The organism is Streptomyces sp. NBC_00259, from assembly GCF_036181745.1.
Lineage (GTDB): Bacteria > Actinomycetota > Actinomycetes > Streptomycetales > Streptomycetaceae > Streptomyces > Streptomyces pratisoli.
Window position 1 is genome coordinate 679,963 of sequence record NZ_CP108080.1, and the last position, 22,227, is coordinate 702,189.

17 protein-coding genes are annotated in these 22,227 nt (G+C 72.6%); 13 read left to right on the top strand and 4 right to left on the bottom strand.

Annotation, left to right across the window (positions count from 1 at the left end; all coding sequences use genetic code 11):
- The 9 genes from OG766_RS02960 (at position 1) to OG766_RS03000 (ending at position 14,733) form a co-directional block, all read left to right on the top strand.
- Entirely contained in the window at positions 1-2,274 is a 2,274-nt protein-coding gene (locus tag OG766_RS02960) for a TOMM precursor leader peptide-binding protein (protein ID WP_328724488.1), read from the top strand.
- The gene (locus OG766_RS02965) at positions 2,264-4,342 is read left to right on the top strand and encodes a TOMM precursor leader peptide-binding protein (protein WP_328724489.1); all 2,079 of its coding nucleotides are present in this window, start codon (positions 2,264-2,266) and stop codon (positions 4,340-4,342) included. Before OG766_RS02960 ends, OG766_RS02965 begins: the two co-directional genes overlap by 11 nt.
- Before the next feature lie 38 nt (positions 4,343-4,380).
- A complete protein-coding gene (locus OG766_RS02970; protein ID WP_328724490.1) occupies positions 4,381-6,006 on the top strand; it encodes a SagB family peptide dehydrogenase in 1,626 nt (541 codons plus the stop codon).
- 30 nt (positions 6,007-6,036) lie between these two features.
- Positions 6,037-8,718 (top strand): lantibiotic dehydratase, encoded by a 2,682-nt coding sequence (locus OG766_RS02975; protein WP_328724491.1) that lies wholly within the window; start codon positions 6,037-6,039, stop codon positions 8,716-8,718.
- Positions 8,715-9,791, top strand: coding sequence for a lantibiotic dehydratase C-terminal domain-containing protein (locus tag OG766_RS02980; RefSeq protein WP_328724492.1), 1,077 nt, complete (start codon positions 8,715-8,717; stop codon positions 9,789-9,791). The genes OG766_RS02975 and OG766_RS02980 overlap by 4 nt, the downstream gene beginning before the upstream one ends.
- Complete coding sequence (locus OG766_RS02985; protein WP_328724493.1) at positions 9,788-10,930, top strand: M50 family metallopeptidase; 1,143 nt, start codon at positions 9,788-9,790, stop codon at positions 10,928-10,930. The genes OG766_RS02980 and OG766_RS02985 overlap by 4 nt, the downstream gene beginning before the upstream one ends.
- Before the next feature lie 26 nt (positions 10,931-10,956).
- Positions 10,957-11,892, top strand: a complete 936-nt coding sequence (locus tag OG766_RS02990) for an ABC transporter ATP-binding protein (protein ID WP_266376647.1) — start codon at positions 10,957-10,959, stop codon at positions 11,890-11,892.
- Positions 11,893-11,971: 79 nt separating this feature from the next.
- On the top strand, positions 11,972-12,724 hold the full coding sequence (locus tag OG766_RS02995; protein ID WP_266376644.1) for an ABC transporter permease: 753 nt from the start codon (positions 11,972-11,974) through the stop codon (positions 12,722-12,724).
- A complete protein-coding gene (locus OG766_RS03000) occupies positions 12,721-14,733 on the top strand; it encodes a TOMM precursor leader peptide-binding protein (protein ID WP_328724494.1) in 2,013 nt (670 codons plus the stop codon). The genes OG766_RS02995 and OG766_RS03000 overlap by 4 nt, the downstream gene beginning before the upstream one ends.
- 104 nt (positions 14,734-14,837) lie before the next feature.
- On the opposite strand, the gene OG766_RS03005 is transcribed toward OG766_RS03000, so the two are convergent.
- The gene (locus tag OG766_RS03005; protein ID WP_266376638.1) at positions 14,838-15,014 is read right to left on the bottom strand and encodes a thiazolylpeptide-type bacteriocin; all 177 of its coding nucleotides are present in this window, start codon (positions 15,012-15,014) and stop codon (positions 14,838-14,840) included.
- A 220-nt stretch (positions 15,015-15,234) separates the two neighbouring features.
- On the opposite strand from OG766_RS03005, the gene OG766_RS03010 reads away from it, so the two are divergent.
- Together OG766_RS03010 and OG766_RS03015 are read left to right on the top strand one after the other, a co-directional pair.
- Positions 15,235-16,449 (top strand): amidohydrolase, encoded by a 1,215-nt coding sequence (locus OG766_RS03010; protein WP_328724495.1) that lies wholly within the window; start codon positions 15,235-15,237, stop codon positions 16,447-16,449.
- A 22-nt stretch (positions 16,450-16,471) separates the two neighbouring features.
- Positions 16,472-16,729 carry a hypothetical protein gene (locus tag OG766_RS03015; protein WP_266378327.1) on the top strand — a complete coding sequence of 86 codons (258 nt, stop codon included), beginning with the start codon at positions 16,472-16,474 and terminating at the stop codon, positions 16,727-16,729.
- Between the two features lie 83 nt (positions 16,730-16,812).
- On the opposite strand, the gene OG766_RS03020 is transcribed toward OG766_RS03015, so the two are convergent.
- Both OG766_RS03020 and OG766_RS03025 read right to left on the bottom strand, forming a co-directional pair.
- Entirely contained in the window at positions 16,813-17,799 is a 987-nt protein-coding gene (locus OG766_RS03020) for a helix-turn-helix transcriptional regulator (RefSeq protein ID WP_266376632.1), read from the bottom strand.
- Between the two features lie 212 nt (positions 17,800-18,011).
- Positions 18,012-18,575: a MarR family winged helix-turn-helix transcriptional regulator gene (locus tag OG766_RS03025; RefSeq protein WP_266376629.1), complete on the bottom strand. Its 564-nt coding sequence runs from the start codon at positions 18,573-18,575 to the stop codon at positions 18,012-18,014.
- A gap of 421 nt (positions 18,576-18,996) precedes the next feature.
- Between OG766_RS03025 and OG766_RS03030 the strand changes: the two genes are divergently transcribed.
- Entirely contained in the window at positions 18,997-19,395 is a 399-nt protein-coding gene (locus tag OG766_RS03030) for a hypothetical protein (RefSeq protein WP_266376626.1), read from the top strand.
- Between the two features lie 103 nt (positions 19,396-19,498).
- On the top strand, positions 19,499-19,684 hold the full coding sequence (locus OG766_RS03035) for a hypothetical protein (RefSeq protein WP_328724496.1): 186 nt from the start codon (positions 19,499-19,501) through the stop codon (positions 19,682-19,684).
- A gap of 60 nt (positions 19,685-19,744) precedes the next feature.
- Here the strand turns inward: OG766_RS03035 and OG766_RS03040 are convergent, their stop codons facing one another.
- The gene (locus tag OG766_RS03040; protein ID WP_328724497.1) at positions 19,745-22,210 is read right to left on the bottom strand and encodes a SpoIIE family protein phosphatase; all 2,466 of its coding nucleotides are present in this window, start codon (positions 22,208-22,210) and stop codon (positions 19,745-19,747) included.
- Positions 22,211-22,227 lie beyond the last annotated feature (17 nt).

The window sequence follows — 22,227 nt, forward strand, 5'->3', positions numbered from 1 at the left end:
ATGGCTGCCGAAGTCATCGAAGCAGGCGACGCGAGAGGGGTGTTCGACACCCTCGCCGCGACGCGGCCCCGCATCCGCCGCGATGTGCTCTTCACCAGGACACCGGGCGGTGTGCTGTTCCACAACGCCGACGGGGGGTTCCACCTGGCCGGTCGTACGGCCTACCGCTTCGCGTCGCTGATCGTGCCCCATCTGACGGGTCGGCACCGGCTCGCCGAGCTGTGCGCCGGATTCGGCGAGCCGCAGCGGGTGATGGCCACCGAGCTGGTCAGGACGCTCTACGACCGGGGCTTCGCCCGGGACGTACCCGAGAGCGACGACGGCCAGGACGGCGGGCCGCACGAGGCGGTGGCGCGCAGGTTCGCCGCCCAGATCGCCTATGTCGACCACTACACCGACCAGGCGCCGCACCGTTTCGTGCGCTTTCGCGAGACGGCCGTGGCGGTCCTCGGCGAGGACGCGGTGGCCCGCTGGTGCGCACTGAGCCTCGTGCGCAACGGCTGCGCCCGGATCGCGCTGGCCGGTGACACCGCGGAGGTCGCCGCCGAGGCGGCCGAAGCCGCCGCCGACGGCTGCCCCGTGCGCATCGAGTCCCTGGCGGCCGATGCCGACTGGACCGCGCTGAGCGCCTACGACGCGGTGGTGGTGACCGGCGCCGGCGCCGCCGCACGGGTGCACCGGCTGCTCTCCACGGGCGTGCCGGAGGGCAAGACGCTCATACCGGTGTGGACGTTCGGCGAACTGGCCGTGGTCGGGCCGCGGAGCACCGCCCGTTCGGCCGGCTGCTGGTCGTGCGCCGTACTGCGGCTCGGCGGCAACCACGACGCCGGCGCGGCGGCCGCGGTGTGGAGCGAGGTGGCGGGCGCCACGGCCGGCACCGGCCCGCTCGGCGACACCTCGCTGTCCTCCCCCGACGACGGCCCGCTGACCGGCCCGGTCGCCGCGATGGTGGGCAATCTGCTCGGGTACGAGATCTTCCGCATCGCCACCGGCGCCCTGCCGGCCGAGACGGACCGTCAGATCCTGGTGCAGAACACGCAGTCGCTCGACGTCGTGGCCGAGCCGGTGCACCCGCACCCGCGCTGCGTCCACTGCGCCACACGGCCGGTGGACGAGCCTCCGGCCGAAACGCCCGGCGCCCTCGCGGTCCCGGGGACGGCCACCGTGGAGACCGCTCGGGACGCGGAGGCGGTCGTCGACGAGCTGAACCGCGTCAGCGACGCGCTGGTCCGCCCGTTCGCCGGCGTCTTCGGCCGCTTCGACGACGAGGCGCTCACCCAGACCCCGCTGAAGATCAGCCGTGTCGAGGTCGCGCTCGGTCACGGCGTGCGCCGTACGATCGCCGCCTTCGACGTGCACCATCTTGCCGGGGCACGGACGCGGGCCCTGTACGCGGCGGCCGAGGCCTATGTCGAGCACGTCGTGCCGGTGCGGCGGGGCCCCGCGGACGTGCACGACCTGCCCGAGGTGGCGCCGCAGACGCTCACGACCGGCGGCGGGCTCGGTACCGCGGCCGACGTGACCGCCTGGACCACCGCCACGTCGCTGCTGTCCAAGGAGCACTTCAGGGTGCCGGTCGCGGCGGTGCGCCCGTTCGGCCAGTACAACAGGGAGCGGATGGTCCTCGCGACCTCCGCCGGTGCGGGCGCGGGCAGCGGCGCCCAGGAGGCGGCGGGCCGGGGGCTGTTGTCGGCGCTGGCGCACGACGCGCTGCTGCGGGCCGTGGGCGGCACCGCCTCCGTGTCACCGGTGGTCCCGGACGAGGACCCCGAGCTGGTCTTCCTGCTCCGGTCCGCGGCCAATCTCGGCGTCGAGGTGGAGCTGCTGGACCTCGGTGAGGCCGGGCGCTCGTCGACCGAGGTGGTGCTGGCCCGGCAGAGCGGTCCCGGCGGCGGCGTCCGGTGGGCGGTCGCGGCGGGCCTCTCACGCCGCCGGGCCGCCTGCGAGGCCCTGCGTGACCTGCTGGGCCAGGTGCAACTCGCCGCCGAGGGCGCGACGAGCGCAGGTGCTGGCAGCGCCGGGACCATCGGGGGCGTCGACATGGGCGACCCGCTGGTGACGGACCTGGCACCGGGCACGATCGCCGTGACCGGCACGCCGGTCGAGGCCGGTGCGCCCGCCACGACGTTCGACCGGGTGCTGCAGCGGCTGGCCGCCTCGGGGCGGGACGTGCTGTACGTGGACACCACCCCGGCCGATCTGCCCGCGGGCGGCATCCGGACCGCGAGGATCCTGCTCACCAGCGGCCCGAGGAACGGCACCGATGCCGACTGAGCCCGAGCCCGTGGAACCGGCCCTCACGGAGCCGGCGGCAATGCTGCGGCGCGCGCTGGCCGGCCACGGCTGCGACGCACCGCTCGACGTGAAAGCCCTGGGCCTCCACAACGCGTTCGCCACCGAGCCGCCACGCACCGGGCCGTCCCGGGCCGAGGGACCACCGCCCGACGCCTCGACGGCGAACGCGTCCACCGAGGACGCGGCCGCCGACGCGGCCGTGCCCGTACGGATCTACGGGCACCACGCCGTCGTCGGCCCGCTCTCCCGCACCGGAAGTGCCCGCCGTCCGTGTGTGCACTGCCTGGAGCGACGCTGGCAGGCCGTGCGGTCCGTCGCGCTGCGCGAGGCGCTCGAACTGGGTTCCGGCACCGAGGCGTCCGGCCCGTCCCCGTACCTCACGCCGTTCACAGCGGACGCGCTGGCCGCGCTGATCGCCACCCTCACCGCACGCGCAGAGGAAGGCGCCGGCACCGAGGAAGCCGCGGGCACCGAGGAAGGCGCAGGCTCCGAAGAAGCCGCGGGCTCCGAAAACGCCGCGGGCGCCGGCACCTTCCCGCCCGTCCACGTGATGGACCTGCGTTCCCTGACGGTCCGCCGCTACCCGCTGGTGCCCGATCCCGAGTGCCCGCGCTGCGCCGTGCCGGAGCACGACACGGCCGAGGCGGCCGCGCTCACGCTGCGCCCCGCGCCGAAGACCGCCGCCGGCAGCTTCCGCGTCCGGTCCATCGACGACTACAACCTGCCGCTCCCGGCCTTCGCCAACCCGGTGTGCGGCTCGCTCGGCCCGTCCGTGGTCCTGGACGTCTCCTCGACGTCCACCTCCGCCACGATCGGCTGCTTCTCGATGCGCTCCGGCAGCTACCTGCGCGAGACGTTCTGGGGCGGTCACGCCGACACGTTCGGCGACAGCCTGCGCATCGGTGTGCTGGAAGGACTGGAGCGGTACGCCGGGATGCGTGCGCGCGCCAAGCTCACCAAGGTGCACGACTCGCTGGACGGCCTGCGCACACGCGGCGAGCACGCGCTGGACCCCCGCGACTGCGGGCTGTACTCCGACGCCTTCCACGAGGCCAATCCGCACGTGAAACCCTTCGCACCCGACCGCGCCATCCCCTGGGTGTGGGGCTGGTCGCTGCGCGACGCCGGGCCCGTCCTCGTACCCGAGGTGCTGACGTACTACCACGCACCCGGTCTGGAGAACCGGTTCGTCCAGGAGAGCTCCAACGGCTGTGCGTCCGGCGGCTGTCTGGAGGAAGCCGTCTACTTCGGCCTGATGGAGGTCGTCGAACGCGACGCCTTCCTGCTGACCTGGTACGGGCAGGCCCGGTTGCCCGAGATCGATCCGCACACCAGCAACCGGCCCGCGACCCGCCAGATGGTCGACCGGCTGGCGATGTACGGCTACGAGGCCCGCTTCTTCGACACACGCATCACCTTCCCCGTCCCCGTCGTCACCGGCGTCGCCGTCCGCCACGACGGCGGCCTGGGCCGGATGTGCTTCGGCGCCGGGGCCGGGCTCGATCCCGAGGCGGCGCTGGCCGGGGCGCTGTGCGAGATCGCCACCGACGCGGTCAACCTCCAGGGCCGCACGGAACGCGACGAACAGCGACTGCGCGCGATGGAGCGGGACTTCTCCCGGGTCGCGGCGCTCCACGACCATCCGCTCGCCTACGGGATCCCCGAGATGGGCCGTCATGCCGGGTTCCTGCTCGGCGAGCCGGGCGAGCCGCGCCCACCCCTGCGGTCGATGGCCGCCCTCTACGGCGACGGCTCGGTGCCGCCCGCGTCGGACGACCTGCGGGAGGACCTCGACCGCTGCCTCCAGGCGGTCACCGGAGCCGGCTTCGACGTGATCGTCGTCGACCAGACCATGCCGGAGCAGCGGGCGTTGGGGCTGCGGACCGTCAGCGTGCTGGTGCCGGGGCTGCTGCCGATCGACTTCGGCTGGACGCGCCAGCGCGCCCGGCACATGCCCCGGATGCGCACCGCGCTGCGGGAGGCCGGACTGCGCGAGGCGGACCTCATGGCCACCGACCTCAACCCCGCGCCCCATCCCTTCCCCTGACCGGGCCCGCCCGGCACCGCACGGACAAGGAGCACACCATGGGGTACGCCCATGAATACGCCGCCGCGATCATGCAGCGGGGCCGGGTCCCGATGCCTCCGGCGGACTTCGTCCCCGACTGGTCCGACGGCCCCCGCAAGACCAAGTTCTACCCGGGCACGGACATGCTGCCGCTGCCCGCCTGCGACTACCCGTCCGACGCGACCCTGGCACACGCGCAGGCCACGGCCACGGCAACCGAGGAGAGTGCGGGGCGGGCGTTCGACCTGGTGACGCTGTCCGGCATGTTGAGGGACTCGTACGGTCTGACGGGCCGTCGGCTCGGGGTGCAGGCCAACACCGATCTCGACGCGCTTCCGTGGTATCCGCTGGCCAACTGGTCGCGCGGTACCGCGTCCGGCGGCGGCCTCTACCCGGTGAGCGTCTACTGGGTCGGCGGCCCGAGCGGGCCCGTCCCGCCCGGCGTGCACCACTACGCCACGCGTCACCACGCCATGCAGCGGCTGCTCACCGGGGACGTATCCGGCGAGGTGCGCGAGGCGCTCGGCGACAGTGCCCCGGGGACGGGGACCGACCAGTTCCTGGTGCTGAGCGTCAAGTACTGGCAGAACGCGTTCAAGTACAACTCCTTCTCGTTCCACGCCGTGACCATGGACGTGGGGACCGTCGTGCAGACCTGGCGGATGTGGGCGCGGCCCCTGGGCCTCGCCGTGGAGCCGCTGATGTGGTTCGACGAGGAGCGGCTGGCCCGGCTGCTGGGTGTGCGCACCGAGGAGGAGGGCGTCTTCGCCGTCGTGCCGCTGCACTGGCAGGGCGCGGCGGCGCGGCCCGCGCCCGCGCCCGGCACGGCGGCGGTTCGTCGCCACGACGTGGAACGGTCCCGCAGGGTCCTCGCCTTCGAGGCGGTGCGGAAGATGCAAGCGGCCACGGCCGAACGGGCCGCCGAGCGACCGGCGGCCGGCGCGCTCGACTCCGCGGCCGCCCCGGCCGCCGATCCGGACCGGGCCGTGGTGGCGCTCCCCGCCGCTCGGCCGCCGGCCACGGACGTGCGGACCGCGCTGCGTCGCCGTCGCAGCAGCTTCGGCCGCTTCGACGCCCAACGACCCATGAGTGCCGAGCAGTTGGCCACGTGCCTCGCGGCGGCCACGGCGGGTGCCGCGCTCGGCGGCGACACCGGCACGGGGACAGCCACAGGCACGGGCACGGACACCGGCGCCACGTCGCTCGCGACGCTCTACGCCTTCGTCAGCCATGTCGAGGGCGTGCCTGCCGGTGCCTACGCCTACGATCCCGCGGGGCACGCCCTCCGGCTGGTCAAGTCCGGCCCGCCCGGTGAGTTCCTGCAGAGGAACTACTTCCTGGCGAACTACAACCTGGAGCAGGCAGCAGCCGTCCTGGTGCCCTCCGTCCGCACGACCGCCGTGCTCGACGCCGTCGGCGACCGCGGCTATCGGCTGGTCAACGCCGTCGTCGGAGCCGTCGCGCAGAGCCTGTACACCGCCGCCTCCGCGCTGGACCTGGGCTGCGGCGTGGCCCTCGGCTTCGACAACATCTCCTACATGGAGGAGCTCGGCCTGGCGGCGACCGGCCAGTCCCCGCTGCTGATCATGATGCTGGGCAACGAGCGGCCCGCCCCTGCCGACTTCCGCTACGAGATCGCCTGATCGATGAGCACGCGAAGGGGGAGGACCACGATGCCGTTCATGCTCCGCGTCGCCGCGCTGCCCGTCGAGGCCGTGCGCGCACTGCGCTGCCCGGACAGCCGCCGCTGGGCTCAGGAGGTGCTCGACGAGGACGAGCGGCTGCGCGCCGCCGGCGAGCACATCGGCGATCTGCTGCACGCCCTGATCGGACGCAACGACGACGAGGCGTCCCGGCGGACGCTGCTGTCGCTGCGGCGCGAAGTGTTCAACAACCGGCTGCCGGGCGATGCGGACACCGCGCTCACGCAGGTCGCCGCGCTGGACACGGCCGCCGCCGAGGCACTGGAGCGGTGGCTCACCGACCGGCGCGCACTGGTCGCGCTCCGCGAACGGGGCGCCGCGCTGCTCGCGGCCGAGACCGCCCGCAGCAGGGCCGCCCTGGGCCGGCTGGCCGGGGAGGAGCGGCTGCGCAAGGGCCTGCTGCTGGCGTCCCCGACGCTGGAGGCACAACTCGACGCCTACGTACGGGACGTGACCGGGCGGCCGGAGCACCCGCCTTCCAAGAAGCAGCGGAAGATCGAGCGTTCCCTGCTCTCGTACGTGTACCGGACGGCGTGCAAGACGAGCCCGTTCAGCACGTTCACCGGTGTGGTGCCCGGCGGGTTCGCGCAGCCCGACGGCGGCACCGAAAGGGCTGCCGGCGGGCTGGAGGTGCGGATCGACGAGTCGTGGACGAGCCACACCCGGCTGAACGTCACCGCGCTCGACCGTCTCGCCGAGGCCGTGGTCGCCGATCCGGGCCGGCGGGCCGACCTGCCGGTGGCGCTCGCTCCCGGATGGGGCCGCGACGACGACCGGGTGCGCTACGTACGCCGCTGGGTCACGGCGGGCGACGACGACACGGCCGTCACCTTCGACGCGGTCAAGGACCGGCTGTTCTTCCTGCGCCGCAGCGGCACCCTGGAGCGGTTGATCGCGCTCTTCGAGGAGCGCGGCAGCCTGCGCTACGGAGAGCTGTGCGACTGGCTGGCGGCCGACCGCGGCGCCCCCGCCGGTGAGGCCGAGCAGTACCTGCGCGCGCTGCTGGACCTCGGCATGGTCCAGGTGCCCGCGCTGCGCACCGGTGTCCATGACGTCGATCCGCTGCGCGCCTTCCAGAACTCGCTGCGCACGACGGGCAGCGCGTGGGGCGGTGAGCTGGCCGACCGGCTCGACGGACCGCTGGCCTGCGTGGACGGCTTCCCCGACGCGGACCCGGCCGGCCGGCGCATGCTGCTCACCCGGCTGCGGGACGAGCTGCACGCCGTACAGGAGTACCTGGGCGCCGAGCGCGGCAGGGTCCCGCGGACGGTGCTGTACGAGGACGCCGCCGCCGGCCGGGGCTGCACGCTGGACCTGGACGTGTGGACCCGATCGGCGGCCCGCCCGCTCGCGGCCGTGGAGCGCATCCTGCCCGCGTTCGATCTGACCCTGCCTCAGCGGATCACGTTCAAGGGCTTCTTCGTCGCCCGCTACGGCGCCGGCGGGCGCTGTGACGACCTGCTGAGGCTGGTGCACGACTTCCACGAGGACTTCTTCGACCAGTACATCTCCTTCACGGCCCGGCGCACGACGTTCGACACCGCCGGGGAGTACGTACCGGAGGAGAACTGGCTGAGCCTGCCCCAGCTCAAGGCGCTCGACGCCGCCCGCCAGACCTTCGTGGCCGGGATGCGCGAGCGGTGGCGGACGGGGCACGACGGTGAGGAACTCGTCCTCGACGACGACTTCCTCACCGAGGTGGCGCGCGAACTGGCCCCGGTCTCCGAGCCGTTCGCGCCGATGAGCCACCACGTACAGCTCGCCGCCGGACCGGGCGGCGACCCGCTGGTCGTGCTCAACCGCTCGTACGGCGGGGTGTCGTTCCCGTTCAGCCGGTTCGCGCACTGCTTCGACGGGCTGGAGGAGCGGCTGCTGCGCCGGTCCGCCGACCTCGCCCCGGAGGGTGCCGTGCTCGCGGAGGTCACCGGCGGGCCGGTCACCAGCAACCTCAACCTGCACGGGCGGCTCACCGAGTACGAGATCGTCTGCCCGGGCGAGACGGCCACCCTGGACGCGGAGTTCAGTCTGCAGCTGGACGATCTGTACCTCGTCCACGACGAGGAGGCGGACCGGATCGTGCTGCGGTCCGAGCGCCTGGGCCGCCAGGTGATCCCGGTCTATCTGGGCTATCTGGTGCCGCTCGCGCTGCCCGAACTCGCCCGCACCCTCCTGCTGATGTCGCCGACGTCGATGGCGCCGGTGAACGTGTGGGGCGGCGTCCCGGAGTGCGAGCCCACGCACGGTGTCACCCGCAGGCCGCGGGTGCGCCACGCCGGTGTCGTGCTGAGCCGGCGCAGCTGGAGCGCGCCCGCGACCGCGCTGCCGCTGCACAGACCCGGTGTGTCGCAGGAGGACTGGTTCGTCGGCTGGCACGCGTTCCGGCGTACGCACCGGCTGCCGGACCGGGTCTTCGCGACGGTCTCCGACAGCGGGCCCCGCGGCGCCACCGGCGCGAAACCGCAGTACCTGGACTTCGACAGCCCGCTGTCGCTGACGGCGTTCGAGGGGCTCCTGAAAAGCGACGAGGCCCGTGTGGTCTTCCGCGAGATGCTGCCCGACGAGGGCGCCCTGCACGTGACGTCCGAACGCGGCCGCCATGTCGCCGAACTGGCCGTGGAGACCGCCGTCCCGACCCGACGGGAGAGCCGATGACGACCACCACCACGACCGGCGCCGGGGCCTGGCAGGCCACCCACGTCTTCTACGCCGCCAACCCGCGCCCGATGCTGCTGCAGTGCGTCCGCCCGCTCGTCGAGCAACTCGACTCCGAGGGACTGATCGCGGGCTACTTCTTCATCAACTACTGGCTGGAGGGCCCCCACGTCCGGCTGAGGCTGAAGCCGTCCTCGCCCGCTGCCGAGGCCGAGGTGCGACGTCGCACGGAGGAGGCGGTCGACGCCTTCCTCGCCCAGCGGCCCGCTCTCTACGAGGTCGACTCCGGATTCCTCAACGAGTTCTACAACACCCTCTTCGAGATCGAGTTCCCCGGCGCCGAGCGCGGCCACTACACGGACGAGCAGGGCAGGATGCGGCTGCGTCCCAACAACTCCCGCAGCGCCGAACCGTACGAGCCGGAGTACGGCAAGTACGGCGGCCCGGCCGGGATCGAACTCGCCGAGTGGCACTTCCGCCACTCCAGCGATCTCGTGATCGACGCCTTCCGCACCAAGAACCTCCACCTGCGCACGGTTCTGCTCGGCACCTCCGCACAGCTGATGATGGTGATGTCCGGTGCCTTCCTTCCCGCCGTCGAGGAGCTCGCCGACTACCTGGACTCGTACTACACGTTCTGGCACCGGGCTTTCCCCGGCACCGGATTCATCGGCAGCGAGGAGTACGACCGCGACTACGCCGCCATGGCCCCCCGCCTGGCCGCGCACTTCGCCCGGATCCGCGCCGCCGTCGACGAGGGCGAGCCGGGCAGACTGCCCGCCTTCCTGGCCGGCTGGGCCGAGCACTGCGCCGAACTGCGCGACCGTGCCGCGAAGCTGGCCGCCGACGGCGACCTCGTCTTCCGCTCCTGGACCGGCGACCGGGACGAGCACGTCACCGACCCCGGCCTGGCGCTGCCCCGGCTGCTCTCCCCGTACATGCACATGACCAACAACCGGCTGCATGTGACCATCAGGGACGAGGCGTATCTGGCCCATGTGCTGGGCCGCGCGCTGCGTGAGCCGGTCGCGCCGACCGGGCCGCTCGAACCGCGTTCCGGAGCGCGGCCGTGACCGCCGTGACCGTTCCGGCGCACCACCGCCCCGAGCTCGGCGCCGGCGTCCGGATCAGCGAGCCGCTGCTGCACGGCCCCGACGTCGTCCACCTGATCAAGAACACCGACAGCGGGCAGGCGTACAAGGTCGGGACGAAGGAGCACTTCCTGATCTCCCGCATGGACGGCACCCGAAGCATCGAGGAGATCGGCGCCGAGTACGCGGCCCACTTCGGACGGCGGCTCGCGGATGCCAACTGGCAGCCGCTCCTGGCCTCGCTCGGCGCCCGCGGACTGCTCAAGGGCGCGCCGGCGCCAACCGTCCCGTCACAGCCACAGCCACAGCCACAGCCACCGCCACAGCCACCGCACCCACCGGCTCGGGGCCTGCTGCGCGGCACCATCCGGCTGGTCGCCGACGCGGACGCGACGACGGCCGCGCTGCACCGGGTGGTGCGCCCACTGCTGTCGCCGTGGGCGCTCGCGCCGCTGCTCGCATTGACCGCCGTCATGGAAGTGCTGCTCCTGCTCCGCCTGCCCGAACTGATCGACGCGACGGCCGGGTTGTTCACCGAGCCCGCACTGCTGACGGCCGTGGCCACGCTGCTGTGGCTGAGTACCGCGCTGCACGAACTGGCCCACGGTGTGGTCGCCCGCCACCACGGCGGACACGTGGCTGAAATCGGGCTGCGATGGCGGCTGCCTGTCGTGATGATGTACTGCACGGTGGACGACTTCCTCCATCTGCCGGGCCGCCGGGCCCGGCTCGCCACCGCCGGTGCCGGGGCCGTCATGAACCTGCTGTTCCTGCTGCCGTTCTTCGCGGTGTGGTCGCTCGCCCCGCTGGATGCCGCCACGGACGGGGCGCTCGGTGCGCTGCTGCTCCTCGGCAGCGTCCAGGCGTTCACCATGCTGGTACCGCTGCCACCGCTCGACGGCTACAAGATGGCCTCACAACTGCTCGGCGCCACCGGACTGGCAGCCTCCACCGCTGCCTTTCTCCGGCTCACCGCGCGGCGCGATCCGGCAGCGGCCGGCTATCCGTCGCGCGCCCGCCGGGCCTACGCCACCTACGCGCTGCTCGCCGTACTCACGCTGAGCGCCCTTGCCGCGGCGCTCGCGCTCCTCGTCCACCGCCTGTTGACCGCCGCACCCTGAAACGCCCTGCACCGAAGGAGAGTTCCATGTCCCCCGCCTCCGGCCCCACGGACGGCCCGGCCGTCGCCCTCGACGACGTACACAAGCACTACGGCAGCACCCGGGCCGTCGACGGTGTGTCCCTGACCGTGGAGCGCGGGGAGTTCTTCGGCCTCCTCGGCCCCAACGGCGCGGGCAAGACCACCCTCGTGGAGATCATGGAGGGCCAGCGGCGGCCCGACGCCGGCACGGTCAGCGTCCTCGGCCACCACCCCTGGCCCCGCAATCCCGGGCTGCTGCCGCTGATAGGCGTCCAGACCCAGTCGTCCGCCTTCTTCGTACGGCTCACCGCCGCCGAGCACCTGCGCACCATGGCCGCCCTGTACCGCACGGACCGCGCCGCCGCCGAACGCGCCCTGGCCATGGTGGGCCTGACCGAGCAGGGCGAGGTCCGGGTGGACGACCTCTCGGGAGGCCAGCGTCAGCGCCTCGCCATCGCCTCCGCACTCGTCCACGAGCCGGAGCTGATCTTCCTGGACGAGCCGACCGCCGCGCTGGACCCGCAGGCGCGCAGGGCCTTGTGGCAGGTCCTGCGCGACCTCAAGGGCAAAGGCCGCACCATCATCTACACCACCCACCACCTCGACGAGGCCGAGGCGCTGTGCGACCGGGTCGCCATCCTCGTCGACGGACGGATCGCCGCCCTGGACAGCCCCAGCCGGCTGATCGCCCAGGGCAGTCCCACCACCCGCCTGGTGGTGCCGGCCGAGCGGCTCACCCTGGAGGCGGCCCGCGCCCTCCAGGGCGTCGACCGCGCCACGCGGGACGGCGACACGATCGTCCTGGAGACCCTCGACGCCGGCCACGTACTCGCCGCCCTGGAACCCGTCGCGGGGCTGCAGGGCGTGCAGACCCGCACCGCGAACCTCGAGGACGTCTACCTCGCCCTCACCGGCGCCGCCCAACCGCAGGCACAGCCGTAGCTCCTGAGCCCTCGCCTCGCTCCGCCATCGCCTCGCCCTCGCCCCGCCATCGTCCTCGACATCACGGAGACTTGCGACCATGAGCGCCTACGCCGCGCTGACCCAGGCCGGATACCGGGCCTACACGCGCGACAGGACCACCCTCTTCTTCACCTTCGCCTTCCCCCTGCTCTTCCTCGTCGTCTTCGGCCTGATCTTCCACGGCCAGAACGTCGAGGAGAGCGGCAGGCCCTACATCTCCTACATCGCTCCCGGAGTGCTGTCCTGGGGCGTCGGCAACGCCGCGGTCTTCGGCGTCGCCTTCGTCCTCATGCAGTGGCGGCGCGACGACATCCTGCGCCTGATCCGGATGACACCGACGCCCGTCTCGGCGGTCGTCGCCTCCCGCTACGTCCTCGCGCTCGTCATCGGCGCCGTGCAGAGCGCGCTGTTCGTCGCCGTCGCGATGCTGCCCTTCTTCGGGCTCAGCGTGGCCGGCAGCTGGCCGTGGGCGCTGCCGGTCCTCGTGCTCGGCATCACGGCCTTCCTCATGATGGGCGTGATCGTCGGCTCCTTCACGAGGACGCCGGAGGCCGTCGCGGCCGTCGCGAACTGCCTGATGATCCCGATGGCGTTCCTGTCGGGCTCGTTCTTCCCGCTGGACATGATGCCGGGCTGGATGCAGGCCCTGTCCCGGGCCCTGCCGCTGCGCTACCTCAACGACGGCATCTCGGCCGCCCTCACCGGCGGCCCGACCGGCGACATCGCCGTCGCCTGCGCCGTACTCGCCGGCTTCGCCCTCGTCCTCGGGGCGATCGCGATGAAGACGTTCCGCTGGAGCGACAAGTCATGACGACCGCCGTGGCCCTGCCGGCCGGCCGCCCCGACGCTCCCTTCGAACGCGCCCGCACCCGGCTCCAGGCCGAACTCGCCGCACGGCATGCGGCGTTCGCCGACGACGCCGTGCCCGTGCCGCGGGTCGTCCCGCTGGGCGCGGCCGACGTCCTCGGCTTCGGTCACCCGGACCCGTACGCCGCCGTGCGGCCGACGGCCGATGTCCATCTCACCTCCCGCGCGGTGCTCATCGGGCCGTGGGGCGGCGACCGGCCCGCAGGCGACGACGGACCCCGGGACGGCGGGCCCCGGGGCGGCGGCGGGGCGTGCGGTCAGTGCCTGGCCATGCGGTGGCAGCGGCTGCGCAGCCGCTCGGAGCGTGAGGCGCTGGAGCTCGGCGGAGAACCGCACGGCGCCGACCGGTGGCCGCTGCTCACGCCGTACGCCGTCGACGCCGTCTGGGCCGTCCACCGGGCCGTGTTCACCGGTCGGCCCACCCCGCCGGCCGACGGCGCGGCCGACCGGGCGCTGCCGCAGGTCACCCGCGTCGACCTCGTCACCCTGGCCACCGCGACCTTCCCGCTGCTGCCCGAGCCGCTGTGTCCCTCGTGCGTCCGACCGGTCCCGGAGAGCGCCGACGCGGCGCGTCTGCGGCTCGTCCCCTCGCCCAAGCCGGCCCCCGGCAGCTACCGGTTGCGGCCCATCGGCTCGTACGACCTGCCGCAGGCGGCGCTGGCCAACCCGGTGTGCGGGGCACTGGGCGCCGGCACCTGGACCAACCCGGCGTCCACCACCACCGCGCCCGTCGCCGGCACCGCCTTCGTGCGCGGCTACGCGGGCCTCAACGACGTCACGTTCAGCGGCCAGGCCAACAGCTACGCCACCAGCCGTACCCTGGCCCATCTGGAGGGCCTGGAGCGCTACGCCGGCACGCACCGCCGCCGCGGCACGAGTCCGGTCACCGCCTCCTACGACGCCCTCGTGGCGGACGGCGTGCCCGTTCTCGACCCGGCCGGGTGCGGCTTCTACTCCCCCGAGACCTATGCGAGCGACCCGCTGGTCAGCCCCTTCGACCCGGGCCGGGAGATCCCGTGGGTGTGGGGCCACTCGCTGCGCGACGACCGCCCGCTGCTGGTCCCGGCGCGGATCGCGCACTACAGCGCCGGGGTGCGGGCGGACAACTTCGTCTTCGAGTGCTCCAACGGATGTGCGACCGGGGGCAGTCCGTCGGAAGCGGTCCTCTTCGCCCTGCTCGAACTGGTCGAGCGGGACGCGTTCCTGCTGGCCTGGTACGGCCGGGCGCGGCTGACCGAGATCGATCTGGACAGCTGCGGCACGGCGGTGCGCGCCATGATCGACCGGGCCGCGCTGCACGGCTACGACGTCCATGCCTACGACACCCGCATGGACCTGGCCGTACCGGTGGTCACCGCGCTCGCGGCCCGCCGTGACGGCGGGCCGGGCACGCTGTCCTTCAGCGCCGCGGCCGGCTTCGATCCGCGCGAGACCGTCGAGTCGGCGCTGTCCGAGGTCCTCACGTACCTCCCGCATCTTCCCTACCAGGTCGCGGAGCGTCATACCGAACTGCGGGCGATGGCGCGCGACTACACGAAGGTGCGGCACCTCAAGGACCATGCCCAGCTCTTCGGGCTTCCCGAAATGGTCGAGCACGCGAGCGAGTTCCTCGATCCGACCGGCGTCCTGCCGCTCGACGAGGTGTTCGGCGACTGGGCGGAGGTACGGCCGAGGACCGACGACCTGCTGGACGACCTGCGTTTCCTGCGCGACCGGCTGGTGGCCGCCGGGTACGACGTCGTCGCCGTCGACCAGACGACGCCGGAGCAGCGGGGCATGGGGCTGCACACGGTCGGCATGACCGTGCCCGGCATCCTGCCGCTGGACTTCGGCTGGGCGCGGCAGCGGGCCCTGCGCATGCCGCGGCTGCGCACCGCGCTGCGCGACGCCGGCCGGCGCGCCGATGTCCTGCCCGGGTCGGCGGTCAAGGCCGTACCGCATCCGTTCCCGTGAACCGGCGCGGCGCCGGCACGGCCGGCGCCGCATGCGGAACATCCCCCTGTGCGACGGGGACGCACAAGGGGATGCGGTCCGGGCGGCCCGGACTTCCTGGTGGATCAGGCGCTGCAGGAGGTGGTGCTGGTGGTGCTGGAGCAGGTGGACGTCGAGGAACACGACGTCGAACCGGCCAGGACGACCTCGGCGGCGTCGGAGTAGTCCGAGATCTCGAAGGTCTCCGACTCCAGCTCCAGGATCTCGTCGGCCAGGGTGGCGAGTTCGGGCTTCGGGGCCATGGGCTTCTCCTTCGGGTTCCGGGACCCGCCGGCCGTTTCCGGCGAAGCTCCCTCGGACCCATTGCAGCCGTACGCCCTCTCACATCACCGCGGCTTCCGCTGTCACCTCACTGACACCTGCTGTCAGTGAAGCGCCGAAGGTCTGCCGCACCGGCCCCGCACGCTGGCAGGAGACACCGACCGTGCCCCACCGCAGTCACAGGAAGAGGCCCGAACTCCGATGACGGCGACCGACGTACCGCCCGGCGTGCTGCGTTCCGCGCTGGAGTTCTATCTCGACCTGCACGCCCATCCCGAGCTGTCCGGCTCCGAGGTGCGCACCGCGGCCGCGCTCGCCGAGCGGCTGCGGCGTGACGGCTGCACCGTGACGGGGGAGGTCGGCGGCCACGGTGTGGTGGGCGTCCTGTCCAACGGATTCGGCCCGACGGTCATGGTGCGCACCGAACTCGACGCGCTTCCCGTGCACGAGCGCACCGGTCTCGCCTACGCGAGCCGAACGCCCGGGGCCATGCACGCCTGCGGACACGACCTCCACACGGCGGCGGCCGCCGGCGCCCTCGCGCTGCTCGCCGGGGTCCGTGACACCTGGAGCGGCACCGTCCTGGTGGTCGGCCAGCCCGCGGAGGAGGACCTCACCGGCGCCGCCGCGATGCTCGCGGACGGTCTGTACGAGCGCTTCGGCACACCGGACGCGGTGCTCGCCCAGCACTGCGCTCCGCTCCCGGCAGGCACGGTGGCCCACGGGCACGGGCCGCTGATGGCCGGCAGTGTCACGCTGGACGTGGTGATCCACGGCACCGGAGGTCACGCCGGTGCTCCGCAGTCGGCCGTCGACCCGGTGGTGATCGCCGCGGCGGCGGTGCTGCGGCTGCAGACCGTGGTGTCGAGGGAGACCGCGCCGGCCGAGCAGGTCGTCCTGACCGTCGGCTCCCTCCATGCCGGCGACCGGGCCAACGTCATCCCCGACGAGGCGCGCATGTCGCTGTCCGTACGGGCGTTCACGGACGCCGCGCTCGGCCGGGTCGTGGCGGCGGTGGAACGTGTCGTACGGGCCGAGTGCGCCGCGTCCGGCTGCCCCAGGGCGCCGGAGTTCACCGTCATCTCGCGGTCGACGCCGCTGGTGCAGCACGCGGCGACCGCACAACTCGTCCGCCGGGCCCACGAAGAGGCCTTCGGCGCGCACCGTGTGACGGGCTGGCCCGGGTCGACCGCCACGGAGGACTTCGGGCACTTCGGCGTGGACGGCGTGCCGATCGCGTACTGGATTCTGGGGGCCACCGGTGCCCGGCAGTGGCGCGCGGCGAGGGAGGGGACCGCGCCCCTGCCGGCCAACCACTCGCCCGAGTTCGCGCCCGACGTCAGAAACGCCCTCCCGGCCGGCATCACCGCCATGGCCGCTGCCGCACTGCGCGTACTGCACGCACGCCCCGAGTGACGCGAAGGGAACGAACGACATGATGACGACCGGCCCGGCGGAGTACGTGGACGTCGTCGCGGTCCGCGACGACCGGTCCGCCCCGGCGGGAGAGACGACGGTGATCCGGCTGCTCGGACTGCTTCCCGGCCACTGGTCCTGCATTCCCGAGGTCGCTCCCGACCGCATCCGTCTGCGGATCGGGCTGGACCCGGCGACCAACCGTACGGCGGTGAGCAGCGCCGTCAGCCGGGTCCTGGCGGACTCGGCGCTGCGCGGCTGGTCCCGCGACCAGGCCTGACCAGGCCGGCGCGACGGGCTCAACGGCTCGACCGGCCCAGGGTCTCGACCGGCCCTGCGGCTCAGGGTCCAGGGTTTCGCGGCTCAGACCCAGCCTCGTTCGCGGGCGAGCAGCGCCGCGTGGGCCCTGTTGGCCGCGCCGAGTTTCTGCATGATGTCGGCGACATGGCGCCGGTAGGTGCGTACGGAGACTCCGAGGTCGCGCGCGCCGGTCTCGTCCTTGCCGACCGAGCACATCGACAGCAGCACCCGACGTTCGGTGCCGGTCAGTCCCTGCTCCCCGGCGTCGGGACGGGTCTCGGCGCCCGCCACGGTGGGGAGTTCGTCGGCCTGGCTCCAGATCTTCTCGAACAGGGCGATGATGTTCGAGACGAGGCCGGTGCTGCGGGCGAGGAGCGCGCCGCGGGACGTGTTCTGCGGGTCGAGCGGCACGAGAGCGGTGCGGCCGTCGTAGACGAGGATGCGCTCCGAGATGTTCTCGGCCACCTTGATGACCGCTCCCTCGGCGGCGAGTTCGCGCAGATAGTCCGCCGTGGGCGCGTGGTCGAGCGCCGCGCGGAGCACCACGTTGCGTATCCGTATGCCTCTTCGCAGGCATCTCAGGTCCAGAGGCCGTGATCGTTCTATGTTCTCGGCCGAGAGCCTGGTGTAGGGCTCGACGGAGAGGATCTCGTCGCGGGCGAAGAAGGCGAGGTCCTCGATCCGGTTGCGTATCTCCTCCAGGCCGTGGAGCTGTTCGATGCCCTGCGGCGCCATCCAGGCGCCCTGCTCGGAGCGAAGGCTCTGGACGATGTGCCGGGACTGGGTGACCCGCTGCACCTCCTGAAGGAGCGCGTGGAGCCGGGCGTCGGTGAGCCTGGCCACGGCGACCTCGGGGTCGGCGGGGGTGATACGGCCCCCGGCCCCGGTGGGGTGGATCAGCCCGAGGTGGCGCAGCCTCTCCAGGCAGTGGTCGGCATCGCGCCCCGCGTCGTCGCCGAGCTTGCGGAGCTCATCGATCGCGGTGTCGGGATTGCGCAGGAAGTGCCGGTAGAGCTCTTCCTCTGCCGCGGAGACGCCGAATATGGACATCTCGTTCTCACGCAACGCGCCCTCAGTGTGTGAGTTCGGTTCGACCGGGATGGCGGGTGGCCTCCGGCGTGCTGATACGAGGGAAGGTTAACCGCATACCAGGCTGGGAGTTGGATGTGGTGCGGGCGAGAACACCGACTTACCGGATCATGAAGACCGGGTTCAGGCGGACCGGACGCCCTTTGCCGCGCAGCTCGCCGTGGGACGCGCAGTCAGGTCGCCGAGCGCCCTCGCCCGCGACGGCGCACCCGCCCGGATTCACCGGGACCGCCCAGGCCGGCCCCCGCGTCCCCGGCGCCGCCGGCCTGATCGGGGGCGTTCACGTGGCCGGCGAGCTTGCACAACGTCGCGCGGAACGTCTCGCGCGCGTCCTCGGACAGGACCTCGAGCAGCTGCCGCTCGGCAAGGCTCACCCGCTCGTGCAGCCGCCGCCAGCGCTCGACTCCCTGCTCGGTGGCGAGGACGTGCCGGTTCCTGCGATCCGCCGGATCGGGCCTGCGCTCCACCAGGCCCTCCCTCTCCAGGTCGTCCAGCAGGTAGGTCATGACCGTCCGGTCGACGCCGAGGCGTTCGGCGAGGGCCCGCTGACTGCCGGCCCCTCCCTGTACGGCGGCCGAGAGGACGAAGTAGCCGCGGGGTCCGCTGGGGATGTCGCCGACGGCCGCTTCGGCCGCCTTCGCATAGGCACGGAAGACCATTCCGATGGCGATTCCGAAGTCGTCCTCCAGCCGGGCGCTGACCGGCTCCGGTGCACCGTTCGCACGCTGTGCCGTCACGACGAACACGATAGTTCACCGTCGAGTTTCCATACGCTCTGCGTGACAGATGATTCCTCACCGCCGCCACGGGTCTCGTTCACCGGCACGCCCCCCTGGCGCCCAAGCGATCACCCGCACGAGAAGCCATTGAATCTTTAAAAGAAGATCGGAACCAACAGCTCATCACGCCTCATTGTCCATGAGCTCCAATCCAACCAATGAGGCGACCATCACATGAATCCAATCGTTGACGTACTTCAATCATCTGCTAGCTTTGCCTTACTGCGAAGCCCGGAGCCCGGAGCCCGCGAACGGTGAACCAGCACCGCGAACGACACGACTCCTCGCTGCTTACGAGCACACGCGCCTTGCGGACGGACCTCACCAGCAGATCCGTCGTACCGAAGCCCAAAGGCGGGCGTCAGAAGGAGACAGAGACATGAACAAGCTGATGCGACGCATAGCCATCACCACGATCTCGGTGGCTCTGGCCGGCACCACCGTCGTGGGCACCACCGGCTCCGCGTCGGCGGCCCCCCGCGCCACCGCACAGGAGCAGCGGGACGTCAGCACCGTTGTCGCCGACCGGCACGGCGGGCGCCACGACCAGGAGGGTCGTTGGCGCTGGGACCCCGAGCGCTGGGACCGCGACCAGGCCGGCTTCTGGTACTGGCACGGCAACGACCGCCACCACTATTGGTTCGACGGGCACCGCTACTTCCGCTGGATCGGCGGCGAGTGGATCGTCTTCGTGCCGACCGGCCACCACCACGGTGACGTCGACTGGCACGCCGACCAGGTCCTCGACAGCGAGAACCACCACACGCCCAAGCGCTGAACCGGACCTCGTCCGACACGGCCGACGACCGCGCGGATGTCACGTCGAGGCACTGCCTCCACGCGACACCGAAGCACGCCCGATGCACATCCCGGAGTACAGCATGTTCACCACCACGCTCTTCATGGCCATCAACCATCTGCAGTCCACGACGAAGACCGGCGGAACCGGCCGCCACCGCGGTCGGCGTGCCGACGAACCCCTCCTGGCCTCCCTCCACCTCCACGGCCACGGCAGGCACCGCCGCATGCTGATGTCCGACCTGCAGGAGAGCGCCGCGAGCAGCTGAACGGCGGACGACGCGCTCGGAATCCGAACGCACCGGCCGCGGCCGGTGCGTTCGTCGCTGTCACGACGCGATCGGCTCCACCCAGACGATCTTGCCGTCGTCCGTGTAGCGGGTCCCCCACCGTTCGGAGCACCGTGCGACGAGGAGCAGCCCGCGACCACCCTCGTCGGTGGTGCGGGCGTGCCGCAGCCGCGGAGACGTGCTGCTGCCGTCGGACACCTCGCAGGTCAGGACGTCGTTGCGGACGAGGCGGAGCGTCACGGGCGGCTTGCCGTGCCGGATGGCGTTGGTGACGAGTTCACTGACGATGAGTTCCGTGGCGAACGCCGTGTCGCTCATGTCCCACGACGCGAGCTGCCCGGTGACGAGTTTCCGGGCCTCGGAGACGACGGCCGGATCGCTCGGCAGGTCCCACGACGCCACGTGGTTCGGGCCGAGCGCGTGGGTGCGGGCGACCAGCACGGCGGCGTCGTCATGAGGCCGGGCCGGGACGAGTGTCTCGGTCACCGCTCTGCACAACGCCTGCACGGAGCCGGAAGGCCGGGCGAGCAGAGTGGCCAGTCGCTGCTGGACCGGACCGCCCGGCCCCTGATCCAGGCCCCGCTTCCCTTCCTGTTCCTGGTGCTTCTGGTCCTGGTCCTGTTGGAGGAGCCCTGGCGTGTAGAGCACGAGCGTCGAGTTCTCGGGCAGTTCGAAGTCCACTCTGCCGAACGGTGCGCCGGGGCAGCACAGTCCCTCGCCGGCCGGCCGGTCAAGTGTCCTCACCGTGCCGTCCGGGTGCACGACCACGGGCCAGGGATGACCGGCGCTGGAGACCGAGCAGCGCCGGGACACGGGGTCGTAGATCAGGTAGAGGCAGGTGGCACCGCACTCCGGCCCCTGGGCGGACGTCGCGTCGTCTGGTGCCGTCCGTGGCCGGCCGTTGGTCCCGCGGTTGTTCAGCATGGACCTGCGCACCACGTCGTCGAGCCGGGCGAGCAGTTCATCCGGTTCCAGGTCCAGGTCCGACAGCGTGTGCACAGCGGCGCGGAGGCGTCCCGCGGCGGCCGCGGGCTGGATGCCGCGGCCCGGCACGCGGCCTGCCGCGAGGGCCACGCGAGCGCCGGAGAGCGGCAGGGCGTCGACCCAGTCGCCGCCGGACCCGGCGTGCACGTACGTGTGCGCCACGTCCATCGCCTCGTGCGAGGGAAGTCCGCCCGGACGCAGAACATGCTGCAGCGTCACCAGGGAGTTGTGCTCGCGCAGATGGCGACGGGCGTTGTCCAGGCAGGCGGCCGTGCGTCGGGCGAGCCCCGTGGCCAGGGTCAGATCGTCGGGCCCGAACGGCCTGCGCTCCCCCCAGCGGCAGAACGTGGCCAGTCCGAGGCAACGGTCCTGGGCGACCAGTGGCGCGACGATCAGCGAATGGACCTCTTCTCCCTGGGGGATCCACAAGCCCAGCAACGCCCGCTGCCCTTCGGGGCCCAGCGGGTCGACCAGGCGCGGTGTGAGGTCGGCGAGCGCCTCGACAGTGGACACCGGGGCGCCGCCGCCGGCGGTGTCGCTGCCGGTGCCCGGAGCCTCGTCGCTCCGGATCCGGGAGGCGGCCCGTCGCAGCTGGGCGCCGGGCCGTACGGGGCCGCGGTCGACGTCCTCGCCCGCGAGCACCGCCTGCAGGACGTCGACCGCGATGCCGTCGGCCGGTACCGGCACCGAGACCTCCGCCAGACTCCGGGCGGTGTCCAGCGCGTCGAGTGTCGACCCGATCCGGTCGCTGGCCTCGGCCAGTACGGTCAGCCGCTCCTGGGCCAGATAGCGAGCGGTGACGTCGACGGTGGCGTCCGCTATGCCCAGGATCCGGCCCTCGCCGTCCTCCAGACGGAAGATGGCGGTCGAGTAGACGTGCTCGTGCAGGGGATCGCCGGGCGGTCGCATGTGCTTCTCCACGCCGATGGCCGGCTGCCCGGTGGCGAGCACCTCCTCCATCACCCGCTCCACCGTCTCCGCGGCGAAGCCCGGCCACACCTCGGTGGGGCGTCTGCCCGAGGCCTCCTCGACCGAGGTGCCCTGCATGCCTTCGGCCGCTGCGTTGAACCGGATGAGCCGCAGCTGCGGGTCGAGGACGTACAGGCCCATGGGAGAGAGCGTGAACAGCGTCTCGAGAAGGGCCCGCTCAAGCTCGTCCGGTCCGTCCGGTCCCGCGGGCTCGGCGGCCGTGATCACCACGTCCCAGCTCGTGTCCGCCTCACCCGGCCGCTCGGGGCGGACGGTCAGCCGGCACCTCAGCAGGGTGCCGTCGCGGCGCCGCAGCACGACCTCGGCCTCGGTGCCCGCGGCGGCCGGCGAGTCCTTGGCGAGGGCCGTCACGGCCAGCAGGTCGGCCGCCGAACGCCCCAGCACCGCTTGGCCCTGGTGACCGAGGAGAGCCTCGGCCTCGGGGCTCCAGCCGATCAACGTGCCCTGCCGGTCGACCACGACATGGGCCGCGTGCCCCGCCCCGGGCTCGCCGGGCGGGCCGCTCCGGCCGGTGACATGGCATGCGCGCATGGTGATCAACCCTCACT